The sequence below is a fragment of the Streptomyces sp. NBC_01506 genome, assembly GCF_045040295.1.
GTDB lineage: Bacteria > Actinomycetota > Actinomycetes > Streptomycetales > Streptomycetaceae > Streptomyces.
On the sequence record NZ_CP109422.1, the window covers coordinates 6,141,343 to 6,160,366 of the forward strand.

Below are 19,024 nucleotides of genomic sequence, written 5' to 3' on the forward strand. Positions count from 1 at the left end.
GGTAGTTGAACCGGCCCGCCCCTTTTGGCGTACTTTTCCGTCGAACGGGTGCCCGAAGCGGCCCTACTTGACCGCCCCCGCCATGACCCCCGAGACGAACTGCCGCTGGAACATGAAGAACACGGCCAACGGGATGATCATCGACAGGAAGGCGCCGGGCGCCAGCACGTCGATGTTGTTGCCGAACTGCCGTACCTGCTGCTGGAGAGCGACCGTGATCGGCGGATTCTCGGAGTCCGCGAAGATCAGGGCCACCAGCATGTCGTTCCACACCCACAGGAACTGGAAGATGCCGAGCGAGGCGATCGCGGGACCGCCGAGCGGCATCACGACCCGGGTGAACAGCCGGATCTCGCCCGCGCCGTCGAGGCGGGCCGCCTCCAGGAGTTCGCGTGGGATCTGCGCGAAGAAGTTCCGCAGGAGGAAGATCGCGAAGGGCAGTCCGAAGGCGACGTGGAACATCACCACGCCGAACGTCGTCTCGAAGATCCCGATCTTGCCGAAGAGTTCGGAGACCGGGATCAGCGCGACCTGGACCGGGACCACCAGCAGTCCCACGACGAGCATGAACCACCAGTCGCGGCCCGGGAAGTCCATCCACGCGAAGGCGTAGCCGGCGAGCGAGCCGATCACGACGGTCAGCACGGTCGACGGGACCGTGATCATCACCGTGGACCACAGGGAGTTGGTGATGATGTCGTTGGACAGCAGCTCCGAGTAGTTCTCGGTGGTGAGCTGCGCCGGCTTGGTGAAGACCTCCCACCAGCCGCTCGCCGCGATGTCGGACGAGCCGCGCAGCGAGGAGAACAGCAGACCGATCGTCGGCATCAGCCAGAACAGGGCGATCAGGACGAGGAAGACCTGGACGGCCCCGCCGCTCACCTTGGAGGCCAGCCGGGCCGGCAGGGACTGCTTCGCCTTGACCGTCGTGTCGGCGGGCAGCGACCGCTTCGCCCTTACCGGAGTGTCGGTGGTGGTCATCGGCGGTTCTCCTGTCGCATCCGGCGAATGTTGAAGAGCATCACCGGGATCACGAGCAGCAGCAGGAACACGGCGATCGCGCTGCCCACGCCGACGTTGGCGTCCGTGCCGAACGACGAGCGGTAGAGCTGGAGCGCCAGCACGTTCGCGTCGTCCTGGGAGGAGCCCGGCGCGATGATCAGCACCAGGTCGAAGATCTTCAGCACATTGATCATCAGGGTGACCATGACGACGGCCAGGACCGGTGCGAGCAGCGGGACGGTGATCCGGCGGAACACCTGCCACTCGTTCGCGCCGTCGACCCGCGCTGCCTCCAGCAGTTCACGCGGCATGCTCGCCAGACCGGCACCGATCAGCACCATCGCGAAGCCCGCCCACATCCACAGATAGCTGCCGATGATCGCGGGGGTGACGAGGTTCGGGCCGAGCCAGTCCACACCGTTGTACGGCTCCCGGAAGTTGCTCTCGGGCAACTGGAGTACGGCTCCGTCCGCCGAGGCCGGCAGGCTGAACGTACCGTCGGACCCGGCGGTGGCGGACCCGACGACCTTGCCGTCCTTGACCGCCTCGATCTTGAGGCCGGGCAGGCCCAGTTCCTTGGGGTCGACGATGTTCGGCTTGCCGCCGCCGCCCTTGGTGAAGTCCAGCCAGGCGGTGCCGGTGATCTCGCCGCCGCTGTCGGTGGCGCCGGCGTTGTCCGCCTTGGCGAGCTTCGCGTCCGACGGCATCTTGTCCGGGGGCACGCCGACCAGCGGGATCAGCACCGGCGTGCCCGCCGTGACCGGTGTCTTGGTGACGAACGAGCCCTTGGCCTCGCCCGCCTTCAGCGGATGCACCGGCAGCGGGCGCGCCTTCGGATAGCCGGCCGATTCGGAGAAGGTGTCGTGCACGCCCACGGCGACGGCGTTGGCGATGCCGCGCTCCGGAGCCTGCTCGTACACCAGCCGGAAGATGATGCCCGACGCGAGCATCGAGATCGCCATCGGCATGAAGACGATCAGCTTGAACGCCGTTCCCCAGCGCACCCGTTCGGTGAGTACGGCGAAGATCAGACCGAGGGCGGTGGCGACCGTCGGGGCCACGATCACCCAGATCAAGTTGTTCTTGATCGCCGTCCGGATGGTGTCCTCGGTGAATATCTCCACATAGTTGTCGAAGCCCGCGAAGCCGTCGCCGGACTGGTCGAAGAACGACCTGTAGACGGAGAACCCGATCGGGTAGACCACGAGCGCGCCCAGCAGCACCAGCGCGGGCAGCATGAACGCCACCGCGAGCCCTTTACGTGTGCCTGTCACACTCTTGCGCTTCCCCTTGGTGGGGGGCGGGGGCGCCGGCGCCTTGGTGACGGCGCCCCCTGTTGTCGCGGAAGTCACCGCGTCAGCTCTTGAATGCCTTGGCGGCGTCCGACTCGAGCTGCTCCTGAGCGCCCTTGACGTCCTTCGGGTTCTTCAGGAAGTCCTGGAGGGCCTTCCACTCGCCCTTGCCGGGCGTACCGCCGAACGACTGCGGCATCTGGTCCGACATGTCGAAGCGGAAGTCGTCGCCGGCGTCGATGAGCGCCTTGGCGATGTCACGCTGCACGTCGTTCGGGTACGCCGCGCTGTCCACCGCCTTGTTCGGCGAGATGAAGCCGCCCGCCTTCGCCTGGATCTCCGCGGCGTCCGTGGACGCCAGGAAGGCCAGCAGCGCCTGCGCGCCCTTGCTGTCCGTCAGCGCGACGGCCGCGTCGCCACCGGTCACCACCGGGGAGTCGGCGCCCACGGCCGGGAACGGGAAGATCTTCGCGTCCGTGCCGACCGCGGCACCGGCCTCGGTCACGTTCACGCCGGCGAAGTCCGCGGCGAAGACCATGCCGGCCTTCGGGGTGTCACCACCGGTGAACGTCTGTGTGACGGAGGCGGGGAACTCGACCTGGAGCGCGCCGTTCGCGCCACCGGCGATCAGGGCGGGCTTGCCCCACAGCTCGGCGAGCGTCGTCAGCGCGGTGGCCACAGACGGGTCGGTCCACTTGATCTCGTGCTTGGCCAACTGGTCGTACTTCTCCGGGCCGGCCTGCGACAGGTAGATGTTCTCGAACCAGTCGGTGAGGGTCCAGCCGTCGGCGCCGCCGACCGAGACCGGGGTGACGCCGGACGCCGAGATCGTCTCGGCGGTCGTCAGGAATTCCTTCCAGGTCTTCGGCTCGGCCGCGCCCGCGTTCTCGAAGACGGTGTTGTTGTACCAGACCAGCGACTTGTTGGCGGCCTTGTAGTACACGCCGTACTGCTCGCCGTCGACAGCGCCGAGGTCCGCCCAGCCCTTGCCGTAATTCTTCGCCAACTGCGCCTTCGCCTCGGCGCCGGCCGGCTTGGCCCACTTCTTCTCGACCGCCTGCGTGAGCGCGCCGACCTGCGGGAGCAGCGCCACGTCGGGCGGGCTGCCACCGGCGATCTTCGTACCGAGGAAGTTCACGATCGGGTCCTGCGCGGGGACGAACGTGACCGTCGCCCCGGTGCGCTTCTCGAACTCGTCCAGGACCTTGGTGAAGTTCTTCTGCTCCTGCCCGGTCCAGACGGCGGCCACCTGGATCTTCTCGCCGTCCAGCTTGGGCAGTTCGACCGTGGTCGCGGGCTTCTTGCTCTCGCTCCCACCGTCCCCCTTGTCGCTCTCCGAGTCGCCACTGCATCCGGTGAGCACCACCGCGCCGACGACCGCGGCCGCCACCACCGCTCTGTGTGTACCTCGTACTGCTGAGCGTGCTCCAATGACCTTGCGGCCGTTAAGAGTTGTACGCATGACTGCCCCGTCTCTCCCGTGCGCGTGCGGATCTTGACGCATGTTTACGCATGCGGACCGGCGCCCCGAGCGAGCCGACGACGCCGTCCTTGTCCCGTGCGGTAAGTCCTACGCGCCGGGACCGTAGGCCGCAATACTGTCTTGGGCTTCAATTCGAAGATCGTGATGGGCCTGTGACGTCGTTTACGGACGTAGGGGTAATTTCAGAGGTGTGAAGGCATGGAGAGCCGTCGAGGTCTGAACCAATAACGGCTCCTGACTTCAGGATGTCCGCTTTCGGGCACTGTGAACCGACCAAGTGGGGGCTATGTGGCCGTCGTTGGATTTGCCCGGTGACCGCTCCGGCGGACGTTCCGGCGACCGCTCCGGCGGACTCTCCGGTGACCGCTCCGGTGACGCCGCGCCAACAGGCCCTGTCAGACCGGTCCCAGTGGTCCCACAGGCACCGCCGATACCGAACGGGCCGCCCTTTCCAGGGCACTTGCGAGCAGCGCCAGGTCTGTCGGGCCGTTGCCCAACTCGCGTACAGGGCGGCGGGCCGGCGGGTCGCCCATACGCTCCCACTCCAGCGGGACGACAGTGGGCCGCAGTGTCGCCGTACGGGGGATACGGCCCGTCACCCGGCCGCCCTGGAACGGGGTCACCCGGCCGTCCGGATGCCCGAGCCTGCCGCGACCGGGAAGCGGATCGTCCGGGGCGGGCGCCACCGGTGGCATGTCCAGCACCACCCGCAGCCGGGCGCGGCCCGCCAGCTCCGTCTCCGATGTCCGTTCGGGGCGGGCGGACGTCGCGACCAGATGGACGCCCAGGCGCTCGCCGTCCCGGGCCACCGCCTCCAGCGCCCGTACGACCGAACCGGCCGCCGGGCGGCCCGGACTGCCCAACGCGGGCGCGACCAGGGCGTCGTAGTCGTCGACGAGGACGATGAGCCTGGGGAGGACCGGGCCGGGGCCGGGCTCGCCGCGCGTACGGGACGAGGTCTGCCGCAGCCGCAGGGTGCCGTCGCCCGCCGTGGCCGGGCGCTCCGGGTCGCCGGGCCGGGCACCCGGAGCGGCCTGCGCGCCTGGTGCGCCCAGCGTGCCCTGCGCGCTTTGGCGCTCGGCGGGGCTCGGCGCGCGCTGGCCCACCATCCGCTCGGCGACCTCACGTCTGTTGTGCCACTCGGCGAAGTCCAGCCGCCCCAGCACCTCCGCGCGGCGCTTCAACTCCGCGCTCAGCGCCTGCGCGAACTCCCGCATCCGGACCGGGTCCGACGCCACCAGATGCTCGGTCACATGCGGCAGCTCCGTACAGGCCAGCAGCCCCTCGCCGCGCTCACCGCCCGCGCCGTCCACCAGCAGCAGACCGAGTCTGTCCGGGCGGCCACCCGCCGCCAGGGACGCCGCGACGGCCCGCAGCAGCTCCGTACGGCCACTGCCCGCGGGACCCTCGATCAGCAGATGCGGGCCCTCCTCCACCAGATCCACCGTCACCGGGCCGTGCGGCCCCGTGCCCAGCACCGCGCTGCTGCCCGCCGCCGACGCCGCCCAGCGCGCCATCAGGGACGCCGGGGTCGCCCGTGCCAGCCCCAGCTCGTCCAGCAGCCGCGCCGAACGCGGCAGTACCGCGGCCTGCCTGCGCCGTCCCGCCGAGGCGGCACTGCCCGCCTCCGTACGGAGAGGGGCCAGCGCCCGGCCGAAACGGTCGGCCCACGCCGGGGACACCGCGTCCACCGTAGCGACCGTGCCCTGCCCGGCGGGCTGTCCCACCGCCGTCCGCAGCAGCCGCAGCGCCGTCGCCACATCACCGCTCAGCATCGCCACCGCCCCGCACTCCCGGAAAGCCAGCGAGGCCGCGCACGCCGTCTCGTACGTCGCGGCCACCGGGGAGACGGGCGAGGCCGCCGGAGTCTCGGCCAGACAGATCACATGCACACCGGCCACGGAGCCCGCGCCCGCCAGCCGCGCCGAGATCTCGCGCAGCGCGGCCGAGCCGGGATCGCCGTCCACGACCACCAGGGTGGACGTCCCCTCGTACCGCGCGGCGGCCTCGGCGACGGAGCGGCTGTCGGCCGACGCCCACGCCGTACCGAGCGGCCCGTCGTCCAGCCGGCGCGTCAACTCGCCCAGCCGGGCGGCGGCCTGCTCCCGGTCGTAGGCGAGGAGCAGCCGGCAGTCCTGGCCGTGGGCCGGGCGCGCGTGCGGCAGCCAGCCGAACCAGCCCCACTCCCGTTTGCGCTGCTCCAGACTTCTCGCCCGGTCGGCGCTGATCAGCACCATCTCCAGATCGGCGGGCGAGTGCAGCGCGGCGAGCTGCGCCACGGCCGACCGGGCCAGACCGGTCAGCCGCTCCCGGGGACCCGCGAGACCGAGCGAACCGGCTTCGCGCAGGCTCACCGTCACCGGTACGGAGGGCAGCGGACCGGAGCCGTCCGGGGACAGGCGCTCGGTGGTGCCCAGCCGCAGGACGAGCGATTCGGGGTGGCCGGGGCCGCGCTCCCACAGCCGGGGGCCGGGGCCCAGCGCCGTCATCAGTACGGAGGCGGGGTCGGGCCAGGTGTCGTCCAGGGGCGCGCGGCCCGGTGCGAGATCGTCGGAGCCGGTGGCCGCCGGGAGACCGTCCTCGCCGGGGAACTCCTCACCGCGGGTGCCGGCCAGCCGCCGGGCCCAGGCGCCTATGCCGCCGCCGCGCCGTCTGCCGGGGCCCTCGGGCAGCTCCGTGCCGCGCGTGGGCGTGCCCTGCCGGCGGGAGCCGGGCGCCCTGCTGTGCCCCTGCGGGCCGTCGTCGGCCGCGCCGTGCGCCTCGTCGCTGTCCGCGCGGTCGTGCGCGAGGTGCCCGGCGGCGCCGGGCACCGGCGCGTACAGGGCGTCGCCGTAGCGGGTGTCGGCGTCGGAACGGGGCGTGCGCGGATCGGGCACCCGGGGTGTGACGGCCGGGCCGCCGTAACCTCCCTGCCCGCCCTGCCCGCCCTGGGTGTACGCGTGGACCGTACGACCGCCGGGGGCGCCCGTTCCGTACGCCCCCGAGTCCTGGCCGGACCGCGGGCCGCCGTACGTCCCCGACCCCGGCGTCCCCGATCCTGCCGCGCCGGAGGCTTTGCCGCCCGCGCCGTCCACGTCCCCGTCTCCGCGCGTGATCCGCAGATGTCCCTCGCCGTCCGGCGTCACCGCCAGCGTCGGCATCCGGCCGCCCGGGGTGAGCCGCAGCGCGGACTCGCCCAGCCGCAGCAGGGCACCCGCCGGCAGCGGGACCGCGCGGGAGCCGACCCGCACGCCTTCGAGCGTCGTGCCGTTCGTGGAATGCAGGTCGGCCACCGAGACATGGCCGTCGTCGGCCACCGTCACCGAGCAGTGCAGCCGTGACACGTCCGGATCGTCGAGCGGTACGTCGGCCTCGGCCGAGCGGCCGATCCTGACCTGGCCGCCGTGCAGCAGATGGACCCCGCCCGCGTCCGGACCGGCGACCACATGGAGCTGGGCCGGGACGTCGTCCGTAGGCGCGTCGTCCTCGCCGGGGATCTGGAGGGAGAGCACCGCGCCGTCCACCAGCGGCGGCTCGCCCAGCGTGCGGCGCTGCGCGTCCAGCCGCTCCCGCCCCGCGTACAGCACAACGGCGCCCGAGACGTCCGGACCGGAGACGGCCGTGGCCAGGGCGGAGGCGACGGTGGCGAGCGCCGTCCCCGCCGGGGCGGTGACGAGCACGTCGCACGCGCGCCCCGCAGGATGGCCGCTGCGCGGCGCGAGGACGGTCAGCCGGATCTGCATCGCCGTCAGCGGTCCCTTCTGCGCGGGGTGCCCGGCAGGGGTGCTGCCCTGTGTGAATCCCCCCACCCGGCACCGACACATCGTCCGGTACAGGTCGGCACGGACGGTGAGCGAACGACCCCACACATCGAGTGCTGGGTGGCATCTTCGCACCTGCCACCGACAACACGCCCACGGACCGGGGGTAAGTGATCTTGAATGGTCGGCTGTGGGTGCAAAAGTGCATGGTTGGGAGCGGGTTGGGATCATCCGTGGACCTCGCGGGTACACCTGACTGGCAACCATCCGCAGGAGGGGCGCGTCTTCCTCTCGAACATGACCGCGACGGAAAAGTACGCGAGACCTTTAGGGCCTGTCTTTCGGATCAGGCCGGATCAGGGAGCGCCCGCCGCGGCAGCGGCCGATGTCACGTTGGTGCGTGCGAACGCGGCAAGCGTGCGTGCCAGGGACCGCGAGCCCGGCAGGATCCGAACGACAGGCCCTAAAGTAGGTCGGACACCCGGGTGGGCCCGGGGCCATGCAAGGACCACCAGCAGCAGGGAGCGCATGACGTGCGGCCGGTAGGCAGCAAGTACCTCCTCGAGGAGCCCATCGGGCGCGGGGCCACGGGCACCGTCTGGCGAGCCCGTCAGCGGGAGACCGCGGGCGCCGAGGCGGCGGTGGCCGGGCAGCCCGGCGAGACCGTCGCGATCAAGGTTCTCAAGGAGGAGCTGGCGAACGACGCGGACGTGGTGATGCGCTTCCTCCGCGAGCGCTCCGTCCTGCTCCGTCTGACCCACCCCAACATCGTGCGGACCCGCGACCTGGTCGTCGAGGGTGACCTGCTCGCCCTCGTCATGGATCTGGTCGAGGGCCCCGACCTGCACCACTACCTGCGGCAGAACGGCCCGTTCAGCCCGGTCGCCGCCTCGCTGCTCACCGCCCAGATCGCGGACGCGCTGGCCGCCAGCCACGCCGACGGCGTCGTACACCGCGACCTCAAGCCCGCCAACGTCCTGCTGAAGGACGACGGCGACCAGCTCCACCCGATGCTGACCGACTTCGGCATCGCCCGGCTCGCCGACTCCCCGGGGCTGACCCGGACACACGAGTTCGTCGGCACGCCCGCCTATGTCGCGCCGGAGTCCGCCGAGGGACGCCCGCAGACCTCCGCCGTCGACATCTACGGCGCCGGCATCCTGCTGTACGAGCTGGTCACCGGCCGCCCGCCGTTCGCCGGCGGCACGGCCCTCGAAGTGCTCCACCGGCACCTCAGTGAGGAGCCCCGGCGCCCCTCCACCGTCCCCGATCCGCTGTGGACGGTCATCGAGCGCTGCCTCCGTAAGGAGCCCGACGAGCGGCCCAGCGCCGTGAATCTCGCCCGCGCCCTGCGCACCGTCGCCTCCGGCATCGGTGTGCACTCGACGTCCGCCCAGGTCAACGCGGCGATGGGGGTGGCGGCCCTGCTGCTGCCCGATCCGTCGCCCACCACGGTGCCCGGTGAGCCCGGCGCCGCCGACCCGACCCAGGTCCTGCCGAGCAACGCCGGATCGTACGACCCGGCCGCCGCGACGAGCGTCCTGCCGACCAACGCGCCGAACGCGCCCGGCGCGCCGGGCGGCGCCGACCCGACGTCGGTCATGCCGGTCGGCCCCGGCGGCCCCGGCGCTCCCGGCGCCGGACCGCGCCCCGAGGACCCGCACCCCTGGCAGAACCAGCTCAGGGCCGCGCGCGACCGCAACGAACAGACCCAGGTCCAGTATCTGGACCCGAGCCAGGACCCGCTCAGGCGCCGGCCCCAGCGGCCCCAGGGCCAGGGCGGCCAGCGCCAGGCCCCGCCGCCCCAGCAGCCGCAGCGCGCCCCGCAGCCCTATCCGCCGCAGCAGCCGCAGCCGCCCCAACACCAGCGCTACGCACCGCCTCCGCAGCAGCAACAGCGGTACGCCCCGCCGCAGCCACCGCCCGTGCCTCAGCAGCCCCAGCCGCCCGCACCGCGGCAGCCCCGGCAGCGCAGCTCCAACCCGATGCGGATCCCCGGCCTCGGCTGCCTCAAGGGCTGTCTGTTCACGCTGGTCCTGCTGTTCGTCGCCGGCTGGCTCGTGTGGGAGCTGACCCCGCTCCAGGACTGGATCGGGGAGGGCAAGAGCTACTGGCAGACGATCACCGACACCGTCGACACGGTGTCGGGCTGGGTCTCGGACCTCGGCGGTTCGGGCTCCGGAGCCAACTGAGACCCGTGCCGGTGACCGGTGCCGGTGACCGGTGCCGATGGGGCTTCCCGCCGGCACCGGCGCGGTTCAGGTACTTCAGTCGCTTTGTCGATACCTGCGGGATCAATTCCCCCGTAGAAGTGAACGTTGACGCGGTACCGGGCATTGAACACCCCGATACCCGCGTACTTTGATGGGCAAAGCCAGCCGCTGAGGGAGCAGTCTTGGCACGGAATATCGGCAGCCGGTACACCGCCCATCAGATCCTGGGGCGGGGCAGCGCCGGCACGGTGTGGCTCGGCGAGGGCCCCGAGGGCCCCGTCGCCATCAAGCTGTTGCGCGAAGACCTCGCCTCCGACCAGGAACTGGTCGGGCGCTTCGTACAGGAGCGCACCGCGTTGCTCGGACTCGACCACCCGCGCGTGGTCGCCGTCCGCGACCTCGTCGTGGACGGCAACGACCTGGCACTCGTCATGGAGCTGGTCCGCGGCACCGACCTGCGCACCCGCCTCGACCGCGAGCGCCGGCTCGCACCGGAGGCCGCGGTCGCCGTCGTCGCCGATGTCGCCGACGGCCTCGCCGCCGCGCACGCCGCCGGGGTCGTACACCGCGACGTCAAGCCCGAGAACATCCTGCTCGACATGGAGGGCCCGATCGGCCCCGGCGGCTCGCACCCCGCGCTGCTCACCGACTTCGGCGTCGCGAAGCTGATCGACACCCCCCGCCGTACGAAGGCGACCAGGATCATCGGCACCCCCGACTATCTGGCGCCCGAGATCGTCGAGGGCCTGCCGCCGCGCGCCGCCGTCGACATCTACGCGCTCGCGACGGTCCTGTACGAGCTGCTGGCCGGCTTCACGCCCTTCGGGGGCGGGCACCCCGGAGCCGTCCTGCGCCGCCATGTCACCGAGACCGTGGTGCCGCTGCCGGGCATCCCCGACGAGCTGTGGCAGCTCCTCGTCCAGTGCCTGGCCAAGGCCCCGGCCTCCCGGCTGCGCGCCTCCGAGCTGGCCGCGCGGCTGCGGGAGCAGCTTCCGCAGCTCGCCGGCATGCCCTCCTTGGAGGTGGACGAGCCCGACGCCGAGCTGACCGAGGAGGAGCGGTCGTACGCCGACACCGAGGCCGCGCAGGTTCCGGCGGCGGAGCAGCCGCGCCGCCGGGGCGCCGTCCCGCTCGTGCCCGGAGCGGCACCCGACTCCAACCGCGACACCCACACGAGCATGCGGGTCCCCGCCCCCGACGAGCTGGCGGGCGGCGCGCGCGGTACGGCGCGGGCCCCGCGCGCGGCCGGCCAGCGCAGGCCGGGATCGGCGCGGCACAAGGCGGAGGCCGTCCGCAAGCGCCGGATCACGCTGGGCGTGACGGCTGTGCTGCTGATCGCCGTCCTGGGCGTGGGTGGGTGGCTGGCGACGAGCAGCGACGGCGCGGAGCGTGCCCCGTCCGACACGCGGTCGGCTCCGCCGGTTCCGTAGGCCGGGCTGACGCGACCGGGTCCGTCCGGTGGCCGGTTCGTCCTCAATCGCCGGACGGGCTTGGGATTCCACCGGCCGGTGGGTGGTGTCCTCAATCGCCGGACGGGCTTGAAGTGCCGGCCGGGCGGGGCTTGAGACGGGTTCGGTCGGTGGTTGGTTCGTCCTTAAGCGCCGGACGGGCTTGGGATTCCACCGGCCGGTGGGTGGTGTCCTCAATCGCCGGACGGGCTTGAAGTGCCGGCCGGGCGGGGCTTGAGACGGGTTCGGTCGGTGGTCGGTTCGTCCTCAAGCGCCGGACGGGCTTGGGGTGGGCGCCGGACGGGCTTGGGATTCCACCGGCCGGTGGGTGGCGTCCTCAATCGCCGGACAGGCTTGAAGTGCCCGCCGGGCTTGAGATGGGCGCCGGGTGGGGCGTGTAGAAGCCCGTCCGGCGTTTGAGGACACAGCACGTGCCCCGTCCGGCGTTTGAGGACAGACCCCGTGCCCGTCCGGCGCTTGGGCACAGAGCACGTGCATGTCCCGCGACTCGGGGACAGGGCGCGTGCCCGGCCGGTCGTTGCGGGCGGGCGGGCGGGCGTGGTCCGGTTCACGCCGCTCCCGGCCCGGCGCGGCAAGGGGCACACCGCTCCCCGCCGGACGGCAAACCGTGGCGGCGGGGTTTTATCCGGCAGCCGTTAGGCTGGGTGCGTGGCAGTCGTCGATGTATCCGAAGAGCTGAAGTCCCTTTCCTCGACCATGGGGTCGATCGAGGCCGTCCTCGACCTCGACAGGATGCGGGCCGAGATCGCTGTCCTGGAGGACCAGGCCGCCGCCCCGTCCCTCTGGGACGACCCCGAGGCGGCGCAGAAGATCACCAGCAAGCTGTCGCACCTCCAGGCCGAGCTGCGCAAGACCGAGGCGCTGCGGAGCCGGATCGACGATGTCGAGGTGCTTTTCGAGCTGGCCGAGAGCGAGGGCGACGCCGACGCCCGTAACGAGGCCGAGTCGGAACTCACCTCCGTGAAGAAGGCGCTCGACGAGATGGAGGTCCGCACCCTCCTGTCCGGTGAGTACGACGAGCGGCAGGCGCTCGTCAACATCCGGGCCGAGGCCGGCGGCGTCGACGCGGCGGACTTCGCCGAGCAGCTTCAGCGCATGTACATCCGCTGGGCCGAGCGGCACAACTACCCGACCGAGGTCTACGAGACGTCGTACGCGGAAGAGGCCGGCATCAAGTCGACCACCTTCGTCGTCAAGGCGCCGTACGCCTACGGCACGCTCTCCGTCGAGCAGGGCACCCACCGGCTGGTCCGTATCTCGCCGTTCGACAACCAGGGGCGCCGTCAGACCTCGTTCGCGGGTGTCGAGGTGCTTCCCGTCGTCGAGTCCAGCGACCACGTCGAGATCGACGAGACCGAGCTGCGCGTGGATGTCTACCGCGCGTCGGGCCCCGGCGGGCAGGGCGTCAACACCACGGACTCCGCGGTCCGGATCACGCACCTCCCCACCGGCATCGTCGTCTCGTGCCAGAACGAACGCTCGCAGATCCAGAACAAGGCCAGCGCCATGAACGTCCTTCAGGCGAAGCTGCTCGAACGCCGCCGCCAGGAGGAGCAGGCCAAGATGGACGCCCTCAAGGGCGACGGCGGCAACTCGTGGGGCAATCAGATGCGTTCGTACGTCCTGCACCCCTACCAGATGGTCAAGGATCTCCGTACAGAGTTCGAGGTGGGTAATCCCCAGGGCGTGCTCGACGGCGAGATCGACGGCTTCCTGGAGGCCGGAATTCGCTGGCGCAAGCAGCAGGAACGCTAAGTCACTTCCCGCGGTTCCGGCCGAGGTCGCGGCCCAACTGCGCACGTTGACAAGGGACTCGCTTTGTCGACAAAGGAACTGCCGCCCTGGAGGCGGCAGTTCCCGTTTATGTCACAGTTACTGCTCGCTCGGCGGACAACTGACTTGAAAACCGGGCATCGTTCGCGCAACGACCTTGACGCTAATCTGAAAACTCGGAATGGTAACGCGCGGCATGCGTATTTCCGGGGCGCGTGTGATCGGGGGACCCGCACGCATGGACCCCCAACCGGCCGGCCCCGGACCGCTGCACCATTCACGATTAGCTACTGGGGGTAGCAAGCACATGACCAAGAAGACGCGGATCCGCGTAGCGCGAATCGCCGCCGGCGCGGTTATCGCCGCCGGTGCTTCGCTGACCGCCGCGGGCGCCGCTTCGGCCGTGGGCATCGACGTCAACGTCGGTGGTCTGAGCGCCAACGCGGATGTCAACCAGAACGGTCTGGACGTCGGCCTCGGCCTCGGCGACACCGAGGGCACCGACGGCGGCAACACCGTCGTCGGCACCACGGAGGGCACCTCCGAGGGGACCAGCGAAGGTACGTCCGAGGGCACCAGCGAGGGTACGTCGGAGGGCACCTCCGAGGGCACCAGCGAGGGTACGTCGGAGGGCACCTCCGTAGGGACCAGCGAGGGTACGTCGGAGGGCACCTCCGTAGGCACCAGCGAAGGTACGTCCGAGGGCACCTCGGAGGGCACCAGCGAGGGAACTTCCGAAGGTACGTCGGAAGGCACCTCGGAAGGCACCTCGGAAGGCACCTCGGAGGGGACCAGCGAGGGTACGTCGGAGGGCACCTCCGAGGGCACCAGCGACGGCAGCACGTCCGACGGCGCCACCGAGGGCCAGAGCGGCGGCGCCGACGAGGGCCAGACCGGTGGCAACGGCGGCACCAGCGCGGGCACCACGGGCGGCACCGACACCACCGGCGGTACCGACACCACGGGTGGCACCGACACCGACAACGCCGGTTCGCAGCCGGTCGAGCAGGGCGAGGCCAAGGAGGAGCTGGCGGAGACCGGCGCCGCCGAGACCACGTTCCTGCTCATCGGTGCCGCGACCATGATCGCCGGTGGCATCGGCTTCCGGATGCTCCCGCGTCTGGTCGGCAGCCGCGCCACCGCCGCCTAGGACACCCAAGACGCCTTAGGCAGCACGTAAAAGCGCACAAGGAAGGGCCCGGACACTGAAACCAGTGTCCGGGCCCTTCCGCATGCTCAGGGACGGCTCAGGCCGTCTGTTGCCCCACCGCCACCAGCGCCACCGCCGCTATCAGCACCACCAGCAGGGTCAGCAGCGCCACCGGACTCAGACCGCCGAGAGGGCCCTGCTGCTCCAGCCGCTCCCTGTTCGCACGGCACACCCGGCACCGGCCCTCGCTGACGGGTCCCGCGCAGTTGGCGCACACCAGCCGATCAAAGGTCATGCGCTCTCCTCCTCCCGCGCCGCGGAGCCGCGGGCACTGTCTCTGCGCTCAACGCTCCGGGAAACACGACCGTTCCCCTACCACTGTGCCAGCTCCCGCTCGATTCGGCGCGCCCCGTCGGATTACACCCGGTCCGTCCCCGCGTGCGGCCGGCCGTCAGCCGTGATAAATCACCCATGCCCGGACCAACCCCGGCGGCCGACTGCGCGGCCCTCGCCGGTTCGCGTAAGGTCTCGCTCACCTACCCCCGGCCGACGTGGTGCACCCGTGATCCGATTCGACAACGTCTCCAAGACATATCCGAAGCAGAACCGACCCGCCCTGCGCGATGTGTCCCTCGACATCGAGAAGGGGGAATTCGTCTTCCTGGTGGGCTCGTCGGGCTCCGGCAAGTCGACCTTCCTGCGGCTCGTCCTGCGTGAGGAGCGCGCCAGCCACGGCATGGTGCATGTCCTCGGCAAGGACCTCGCGCGGCTTTCCAACTGGAAGGTGCCGAGCATGCGCCGCCAACTCGGCACGGTCTTCCAGGACTTCCGCCTCCTGCCGAACAAGACCGTCGCGCAGAACGTCGCCTTCGCGCAGGAGGTCATCGGCAAGTCCCGCGGCGAGACCCGTAAATCCGTCCCCCAGGTTCTCGATCTCGTCGGACTGGGCGGCAAGGAGGACCGGATGCCCGGGGAGCTGTCCGGTGGTGAGCAGCAGCGCGTCGCGATCGCGCGGGCCTTCGTCAACCGCCCCATGCTGCTGATCGCGGACGAGCCCACGGGCAACCTCGACCCGCAGACCTCCGTCGGCATCATGAAGTTGCTGGACCGCATCAACCGCACCGGCACGACCGTCGTGATGGCGACGCACGACCAGAACATCGTCGACCAGATGCGTAAGCGTGTCATCGAGCTCGAAAAGGGCCGCCTCGTGCGAGACCAGGCGCGAGGCGTCTACGGCTACCAGCACTGAGCAACGCGAAGAGCATCGAAAGCTGAAAGGACGCCATGCGCGCCCAGTTCGTCCTGTCGGAGATCGGCGTCGGTCTCCGCCGAAATCTGACGATGACGTTCGCCGTCATCATTTCCGTAGCCCTCTCGCTCGCGCTGTTCGGCGGCGCACTGCTCATGCGCGAGCAGGTCAGCGTGATGAAGGACTTCTGGTACGACAAGGTCAACGTCTCGATATTCCTGTGCAACAAGGGTGACGCCGAGACCACCGAAAAGTGCGAGAAGGGGCCTGTCACCGCGGATCAGCGGAAGGCCATCGAGACCGATCTCAAGAAGATGGACATCGTCGACAACGTCTACCACGAGACGGCCGACGAGGCGTACAAGCACTATCGCGAGCAGTACGGCGAGACGCCCATCGCCGGGATGATCACCCCGGACCAGATGCAGGAGTCGTTCCGGGTGAAGTTGAAGGACCCGGAGAAGTACAAGGTGGTCGCAACCGCCTTCGAGGGCAGGGACGGTGTGCAGTCCGTCGCGGACCAGCGCAACATCCTGGAGAACCTCTTCAATCTGATGCAGGGCATGAATGTCGCCGCGCTCGGAGTGATGGCGCTGATGCTCGTCATCGCCCTGATGCTGATCGTGAACACCGTCCGGGTGTCCGCGTTCAGCAGACGCCGGGAGACCGGCATCATGCGGCTGGTGGGAGCGTCGAGCTTCTACATCCAGATGCCGTTCATCATGGAGGCCGCGTTCGCGGGACTGATCGGCGGCGTCGTCGCCTGCGTCCTTCTGCTGGCCGGGCGTTACTTCCTGATCGACGGCGGACTCGCGCTCGCCGACAAGATGCAACTGGTCAACTTCATCGGCTGGGACGCCGTGCTGGCCGTCCTTCCGCTGGTACTGGTGATCGGTCTGCTGATGCCGGCCGTGGCCGCTTCCATCGCGTTGCGCAAGTACCTCAAGGTGTGACAATGGCCCCTGGCGTCGTCTCGCCAAGCCGCTCTGCGGCGCCGGGGGTTGTCCTACACTCGTCGCCATGCCGGGCCACGAAAATCGCCTCAGGCCCCACGGGTTCTACCGCGGGGCGGCCCTGACATTGCTGTTCGCGAGCGTGCTCGCCACCGCCGCGGCGACCGGCTCGCTGCCTCGCGCCGACGAGGAGGCCGAGCGCATAAGCACCCGCTCCGTCGCCTCCACGGCCGACAAGGACGAGGTCGCCCGCGCCGCCGCCGAAGCCATGGCGGACGGGAAGTCCGCCACCGAGGCCGCCGAGGACGTCGTCAGCCGCAGCGGTGACCGCTGGGGCGCTGTGTACGACAAGGGTGAGTACGAGGAGTTCGAGCAGGCCCTCGACGGCAAGTACACCGGGGTGGGTCTGTCGGCCAAGCGGCTGGCGGACGGCCGGATCGCGGCGAGCAAGGTCCAGCCGGGCGGCCCCGCGGCGCTGGCGGGGATCAAGGCCGGCGACATCCTGCGTACGATCGACGGCGAAGCGGTGGGCACACGGCCGGTGACGGAGGTCGTCGCGCTGCTGCGCGGCGACGGTACGGACCGGGACACCGGAGAATCCGAGGACGCGTCCGCGGGCACCACCGTCGTCCTGGGACTGTCGCGCGACGGACGGGACTGGACGCGGACGCTGCGCCGGGCCAGCCTCAGTACGGACGCCGTCACGTTCGACACCGGCGCGGACGGCGCGCTCGTGATCAAGGTGTCCGCCTTCACCAAGGGCAGCGGCAAGCAGATCAGGGACGCCGTGCGCCAGGCCCCCAGGGGCGCCGGCGTCCTGCTCGACCTGAGGGGGAACGCGGGCGGACTGGTCACCGAGGCCGTCCAGACGGCCTCCGCGTTTCTGGACGGCGGTCTGGTCGCCACGTACGACATACGGGGTGAGCAGCGCTCTCTGTACGCGGACCCGGGCGGCGACACCGAGCGGCCCGTGGTCGCGCTCGTCGACGGCGGCACGATGAGCGCCGCCGAGCTGGTCACCGGCGCCCTCCAGGACCGTGGCCGGGCGATCACGGTCGGTTCACCCACGTTCGGCAAGGGCTCCGTACAGATGCCGAGCGAGCTGCCGGACGGTTCCGTGGCCGAGCTGACGGTCGGGCACTACCGCACACCGGCCGGTCACAAGGTGGACGACAAGGGCATCACACCCGATCTGGTGGTGGACGAACAGGCCCAGGAGCGGGCCCGCACAGTATTGAGTGGCCTCGGGGGCGGGTCGTAGTGCGAAAATGAACGCACTATGGCAAAGGAAAAGGACACAGGGCGCAAGCTGGTCGCGCAGAACAAGAAGGCGCGGCACGACTACCTCATTCTCGACACCTACGAGTGCGGTCTCGTGCTGACAGGTACCGAGGTCAAGTCGCTGCGCCAGGGACGCGCCTCCCTGGCGGACGGCTTCGTACAGATCGACGACCACGAGGCATGGCTGCACAACGTGCATGTGCCCGAGTACACGCAGGGCACCTGGACCAACCACTCGGCGCGGCGGAAGCGGAAGCTGCTGATGCACCGGGTGGAGATCGACAAGCTGGAGCAGAAGTCGAACGAATCCGGCCACACGATCGTGCCGCTGGCCCTCTACTTCAAGGGCGGCCGGGCCAAGATCGAGATCGCGCTGGCGAAGGGCAAGAAGGAGTACGACAAGCGCCAGACGCTCCGCGAGAAGCAGGACCGGCGTGAGACGGACCGCGCGGTCTCGGCCGTACGCCGCCGGCAGCGGGCCTGATCACCGCCGTACGGGTCGCCCCACGGGTCGCTCGCGGGCCGCCTCCGGTCGCCCCACGGGCGGAATAAGGTGGCCGCGGCCCTCGTTGGTCACGTACGATGGTGTTGTCCCGCACAGCAGGGACGGCGTTTGAAAAATCAACATGGGGATGATCGGTTTCGACAGCGGATGTCGAGGCAGGGGAAGCGAGTCGAGGAAGCGGCAATGATCTCGTTAACCATATGTCGCAAACAATAATCGCCAATTCCAAGCGCGATTCCTCCACCTTCGCTCTCGCTGCTTAATTAGCAGCTAGCGAAGACTCCGTGGAGTGTCAGCCCGGGAGTGTTCCCGACCCGGATCCTGGCATCAACTAGGGAACTAAACCACCGTGTTCGGTCACGGGGCACGGTGGGAAACCAAACAGTGACTGGGCCCGTCGGAGACTTGTTCGTGTGATCTCCGGGGCCGAGAAAAGCGCAGCGAACTGCACTCGGAGAAGCCCTGGTTCCGCACCGTTGGACGCGGGTTCGATTCCCGCCATCTCCACCACCCCATGTAGAGGTCTCCGCCCCGCGAGTACGTTCGCGGGGCGGAGGCTTTTCTCTTGTCCGCCGTGGTGATGTCGGCCACAACGTCCCGGCGGGGTACGGTTCGCCGGCGGCGACGTGGCGGCCGGTCCGGCGCTTCCGGGCGAAACGCCCTGGCGCAAGGGCAGTTCAGGGGACCTGCGGCCGTGCCGGGGGATCGGACCGCGTGGCCGGAATGTTTTCCGCGAGATCGCCCCTTCGGTATCGAGCTCTCGCGGATGTCCATCAACTCGTGAAGCTGGTGCGCGGGTGTTGTGATGGTGCGCTACATTCTGGGTCCGGGTGCAAGTGGTGGGGGCGCTCGGTTCGGGTGGGGGCCCGACCGACGGCCGTATTCCGGCCATTTTCATGCACGCACCCAGT

At 70.2% G+C, this 19,024-nt stretch carries 13 protein-coding genes and 1 other RNA gene; 9 read left to right on the forward strand and 5 right to left on the reverse strand.

What is annotated here, in order from left to right:
- Positions 1 to 63: 63 nt before the first annotated feature.
- From OG329_RS27285 to OG329_RS27300, 4 genes are all read right to left on the reverse strand, one after another.
- Complete coding sequence (locus tag OG329_RS27285) at positions 64 to 981, reverse strand: carbohydrate ABC transporter permease (RefSeq protein WP_405798881.1); 918 nt, start codon at positions 979 to 981, stop codon at positions 64 to 66.
- Entirely contained in the window at positions 978 to 2,354 is a 1,377-nt protein-coding gene (locus OG329_RS27290; RefSeq protein ID WP_405798883.1) for a carbohydrate ABC transporter permease, read from the reverse strand. Before OG329_RS27290 ends, OG329_RS27285 begins: the two co-directional genes overlap by 4 nt.
- A 4-nt stretch (positions 2,355 to 2,358) precedes the next feature.
- Entirely contained in the window at positions 2,359 to 3,756 is a 1,398-nt protein-coding gene (locus tag OG329_RS27295; protein ID WP_405798884.1) for an ABC transporter substrate-binding protein, read from the reverse strand.
- A 416-nt stretch (positions 3,757 to 4,172) separates the two neighbouring features.
- Positions 4,173 to 7,499 carry an FHA domain-containing protein gene (locus tag OG329_RS27300; protein ID WP_405802040.1) on the reverse strand — a complete coding sequence of 1,109 codons (3,327 nt, stop codon included), beginning with the start codon at positions 7,497 to 7,499 and terminating at the stop codon, positions 4,173 to 4,175.
- A gap of 551 nt (positions 7,500 to 8,050) precedes the next feature.
- Between OG329_RS27300 and OG329_RS27305 the strand changes: the two genes are divergently transcribed.
- The 4 genes from OG329_RS27305 (at position 8,051) to OG329_RS27320 (ending at position 14,122) form a co-directional block, all read left to right on the forward strand.
- Positions 8,051 to 9,709: a serine/threonine-protein kinase gene (locus tag OG329_RS27305; RefSeq protein WP_405798885.1), complete on the forward strand. Its 1,659-nt coding sequence runs from the start codon at positions 8,051 to 8,053 to the stop codon at positions 9,707 to 9,709.
- Positions 9,710 to 9,912: 203 nt separating this feature from the next.
- Entirely contained in the window at positions 9,913 to 11,160 is a 1,248-nt protein-coding gene (locus tag OG329_RS27310; RefSeq protein WP_405798887.1) for a protein kinase domain-containing protein, read from the forward strand.
- Between the two features lie 687 nt (positions 11,161 to 11,847).
- On the forward strand, positions 11,848 to 12,954 hold the full coding sequence (prfB, locus tag OG329_RS27315; RefSeq protein WP_405798889.1) for a peptide chain release factor 2: 1,107 nt from the start codon (positions 11,848 to 11,850) through the stop codon (positions 12,952 to 12,954).
- Positions 12,955 to 13,279: 325 nt separating this feature from the next.
- Positions 13,280 to 14,122 (forward strand): hypothetical protein, encoded by an 843-nt coding sequence (locus tag OG329_RS27320; RefSeq protein ID WP_405798891.1) that lies wholly within the window; start codon positions 13,280 to 13,282, stop codon positions 14,120 to 14,122.
- A 97-nt stretch (positions 14,123 to 14,219) separates the two neighbouring features.
- Here OG329_RS27320 and OG329_RS27325 read toward each other — a convergent pair whose 3' ends face one another.
- On the reverse strand, positions 14,220 to 14,417 hold the full coding sequence (locus OG329_RS27325) for a hypothetical protein (protein WP_405798893.1): 198 nt from the start codon (positions 14,415 to 14,417) through the stop codon (positions 14,220 to 14,222).
- Between the two features lie 267 nt (positions 14,418 to 14,684).
- Here OG329_RS27325 and ftsE point away from each other — a divergent pair, with 267 nt between their 5' ends.
- From ftsE to ssrA, 5 genes are all read left to right on the forward strand, one after another.
- The gene (ftsE, locus tag OG329_RS27330; protein ID WP_078077079.1) at positions 14,685 to 15,374 is read left to right on the forward strand and encodes a cell division ATP-binding protein FtsE; all 690 of its coding nucleotides are present in this window, start codon (positions 14,685 to 14,687) and stop codon (positions 15,372 to 15,374) included.
- A gap of 35 nt (positions 15,375 to 15,409) precedes the next feature.
- Entirely contained in the window at positions 15,410 to 16,327 is a 918-nt protein-coding gene (ftsX, locus tag OG329_RS27335; protein WP_405798894.1) for a permease-like cell division protein FtsX, read from the forward strand.
- 67 nt (positions 16,328 to 16,394) lie between these two features.
- Positions 16,395 to 17,588, forward strand: coding sequence for a S41 family peptidase (locus tag OG329_RS27340; protein WP_405798896.1), 1,194 nt, complete (start codon positions 16,395 to 16,397; stop codon positions 17,586 to 17,588).
- An 18-nt stretch (positions 17,589 to 17,606) separates the two neighbouring features.
- Positions 17,607 to 18,092: an SsrA-binding protein SmpB gene (gene smpB / locus OG329_RS27345; protein ID WP_405798898.1), complete on the forward strand. Its 486-nt coding sequence runs from the start codon at positions 17,607 to 17,609 to the stop codon at positions 18,090 to 18,092.
- Positions 18,093 to 18,236: 144 nt separating this feature from the next.
- Positions 18,237 to 18,623, forward strand: a transfer-messenger RNA (tmRNA) gene (gene ssrA / locus OG329_RS27350).
- Positions 18,624 to 19,024 lie beyond the last annotated feature (401 nt).